Source organism: Oribacterium sp. FC2011 (genome assembly GCF_000701645.1).
Taxonomy (GTDB): Bacteria; Bacillota; Clostridia; order Lachnospirales; family Lachnospiraceae; genus Oribacterium.
The window spans coordinates 1-3,070 of the sequence record NZ_JNJM01000059.1; the positions used below are offsets into that span (position 1 = coordinate 1).

At 38.7% G+C, this 3,070-nt stretch carries 4 protein-coding genes; all 4 read left to right on the forward strand.

What is annotated here, in order from left to right; translation table 11 throughout:
- Positions 1-198 precede the first annotated feature (198 nt).
- A complete protein-coding gene (locus T357_RS0118310; RefSeq protein ID WP_031555857.1) occupies positions 199-855 on the forward strand; it encodes a CatA-like O-acetyltransferase, family 3 in 657 nt (218 codons plus the stop codon).
- A gap of 87 nt (positions 856-942) precedes the next feature.
- Positions 943-1,380 (forward strand): radical SAM mobile pair system MarR family transcriptional regulator, encoded by a 438-nt coding sequence (locus T357_RS0118315; RefSeq protein WP_031555860.1) that lies wholly within the window; start codon positions 943-945, stop codon positions 1,378-1,380.
- Entirely contained in the window at positions 1,377-2,075 is a 699-nt protein-coding gene (locus tag T357_RS0118320) for a radical SAM mobile pair protein A (RefSeq protein WP_031555863.1), read from the forward strand. The genes T357_RS0118315 and T357_RS0118320 overlap by 4 nt, the downstream gene beginning before the upstream one ends.
- The gene (locus tag T357_RS0118325) at positions 2,051-2,962 is read left to right on the forward strand and encodes a radical SAM mobile pair protein B (protein ID WP_031555866.1); all 912 of its coding nucleotides are present in this window, start codon (positions 2,051-2,053) and stop codon (positions 2,960-2,962) included. The genes T357_RS0118320 and T357_RS0118325 overlap by 25 nt, the downstream gene beginning before the upstream one ends.
- The last annotated feature ends 108 nt before the right edge of the window (positions 2,963-3,070 follow it).

Below are 3,070 nucleotides of genomic sequence, written 5' to 3' on the forward strand. Positions count from 1 at the left end.
TGATATTATACATTAGTTAGCTTAATGTAAAAAATTAATCACTGAGAAAAACGGAATAGATAATTAATAATGTAATTTGAAAAATTCAAAAAATGAACAAAACCCTATCTTGTTCAAATAACATTGCAATATGGGAAACAGGTCTCTGATCTATCGAAATGATTAGGGACCTGTCACGTTCTATTGAGGATTTCAAAAATGAACTATAAGGTAATTGATAGAGAGACATACTATAGGAAGGGCGTGTTTCGCCACTTTTCGGAAGATTGTAAATGCTCGACATCCATAACAGCGAGAATAGATGTCACGGATCTTGTCACATATTCGAAGAATAACGGGACAAAGTTTTATATCAATTTCCTATATTTAATCTCAAAGGTTTTGAATTCACGTGATGATTACAGAATGGGATATCTTTGGCAGACTGATGAACTGATCTGCTACGATGTGATCAATCCTACACAGTATGTTTTTCATGAAGATACGGAAACATGTACTCCCGTATATACTGAATACTGTAAGGACTATGAAAGGTTTTACGCCTATGCTTTGCGGGATATAGAAGAGGCAAAGAAGACGAGAGAATACGTTTTGGATATGGCTAATCATCCAAATTGGTTTGATGCATCGTATATATCATGGTTATCTTATGATTCATTGAATATTGAATTACCGGATGGACATTTGTTTTTTGCTCCGATCATTAATTGGGGGAAATATAGAAAAGAGAACGGCAGTCTGGTTATGCCTGTAACAGTTCGCCTGAATCATGCAATCGCTGATGGCTATCTGGTTGCAAATGTATTTCGGCTCTTGGAGCAGGAAATCAAGTTATTTGTCAGGCAGATACTGTAGTGAATAAAATTGGAAGTTATGATATGTGTGCTTGACACAAATACTCCTATATCGTAGTATAAAACTACGATATAGGAGTATTAAATCATGAAGACAAATGGTGGATTTCTTGTTACAAAAATAAAACAGCTGGGTGATCGTATATTTGAAAGGATACTGGCAGAAAAAAACATTGATGCATTTAACGGAGCTCAGGGAAGGATTCTTTATGTCTTATGGCAGGAAGATGGTGTTCCTATTAAAATTATTTCCGAGAAAAGCGGACTTGCAATTACTTCACTTACAACCATGCTTGAGCGGATGGAAAAAAACGGACTGATAAGCCGCAAAACTGATGGAGCTGATAAGAGAAAAACTCTTCTGTTCCTCACAGATAAAGCCAAAGAACTTAAAGAAGCTTATGACTCCGTATCCAATGAGATGGGGAATATTTATTATCGTGATTTTACGGATAAAGAGATTCTTCAGTTTGAAGAGTATCTTAACCGCATCAGGGTAAACCTTGAGGAATGGAGTGACAAATGAGTATCTGTATTAAAGATCAGATTCAGAACATGAATCTTGTTATAGGGTGCACTGTTGGATGTCCGTACTGCTATGCCAGAAACAATACGAGGCGTTATCACATCATAGATGATTTTGAAAAGCCACAGTTTTTTCAAGGAAAGCTTCGTATGATGGAAAAGAAAAAACCGCAGAATTTTCTGCTGACCGGCATGAGCGATCTCTCGGGCTGGCATGAGGAATGGAGAGAGGAAGTCTTTAAAAAGATAGCAGAGAATCCTCAGCACCAGTTTCTTTTTCTTACCAAACGACCGGATCTTCTGTCTTTTGAAACAGATCTTGATAATGCATGGTTTGGCGTTACAGTTACGAGAAAGTCTGAGTTATGGCGTATTGATGCACTGCGGAGCAATGTGAAGGCAAAAAAATATCATGTTACCTTTGAGCCTTTGTTCGATGATCCGGGTAAGGTTGATCTTACAGGCATTGACTGGATTGTGGTGGGAACCTTGACAGGTGCAAAGAGCAGGACTGTTAAAACAGATCCCGGGTGGGCTTATTCATTGACAGAACAGGCTCATGAACTGAACATTCCTGTATTCTGGAAAGAAGATCTTGTTCCGATTATGGGAGAAGAAATGATACAGGAAATGCCGGATGCTTTTAACAAAGTGCTGGAGGAACAGAGGATATGGAACAACCAGAAATCAGAGTAAATCATATAGAAACAAAAAGTGTAATGACAAAATCGAATACTCCTATTGGAGGATATTCGGTGAATCCCTATGTGGGGTGTCCCCATGCCTGTAAATACTGCTACGCATCTTTTATGAAACGCTTTACAGGGCATACGGAGGAATGGGGAACTTTCATGGATGTGAAAGACTGGCCTGAAATAAAGAATCCAAAGAAGTATGCCGGCCAGAAGGTAATCATTGGAACAGTTACGGATGGTTATAATCCGCTAGAGGAAACATATAAAAATACAAGAAGACTTCTGGAAGAACTAAAGGACAGTGGTGCGGACATACTTATATGCACAAAGTCAGACCTTGTACTAAGAGATCTGGATCTGCTAAAAGAGATCAATGAAAATAGCAGACTTACAGTATCATGGTCAATCAATACTCTCGATGAAGAGTTTAAAGATGATATGGATGCGGCAGTAAGCATAGAAAGAAGGCTTGCTGCAATGAAAGAGGTATATGCGGCAGGCATTCGTACAATTTGCTTCATTTCACCCGTTTTCCCGGGGATTACGGATATAGAAGCAATCATAGACAGGACAAAAGATCAGTGTGACCTTGTATGGCTTGAGAATCTGAATCTTCGCGGAGGTTTTAAGGCAGATATCATGAAATACATTTCCGATAAACATCCGGATCTGGTGCCGCTGTATGACGAAATTTATAACAAAAAGAACCGCAGCTATTTTGAAGCGCTGGAAAAGAAAGCAGAAGAGCTGGCTAAAAAGTATGATTGCAGGTTTGTTGATAATGAAACTCCGTATGAGAGAGTAGAGAAAGGACATCCAACAATCGTAGATTACTTTTACCACGAAGAAGTAAGAGGAACTGCCAATAGTGGAAAGAGAAATTCATAAGAGTATCGAAGAGAGCCTGGATGTAATAAAGAATGTGTTAAACGGGAAAGAGGCTTATGCTATCTGTCTGAAAGAAGAAGGCAAGGCTATAGGCGCAATCGAACTTAA

Coding starts and splice junctions, on each gene's coding strand:
- T357_RS0118310 (WP_031555857.1), top strand. CDS start 199: ATGAACTATAAGGTAATTGATAGAGAGACATACTATAGGAAGGGCGTG.
- T357_RS0118315 (WP_031555860.1), top strand. CDS start 943: ATGAAGACAAATGGTGGATTTCTTGTTACAAAAATAAAACAGCTGGGT.
- T357_RS0118320 (WP_031555863.1), top strand. CDS start 1,377: ATGAGTATCTGTATTAAAGATCAGATTCAGAACATGAATCTTGTTATA.
- T357_RS0118325 (WP_031555866.1), top strand. CDS start 2,051: ATGGAACAACCAGAAATCAGAGTAAATCATATAGAAACAAAAAGTGTA.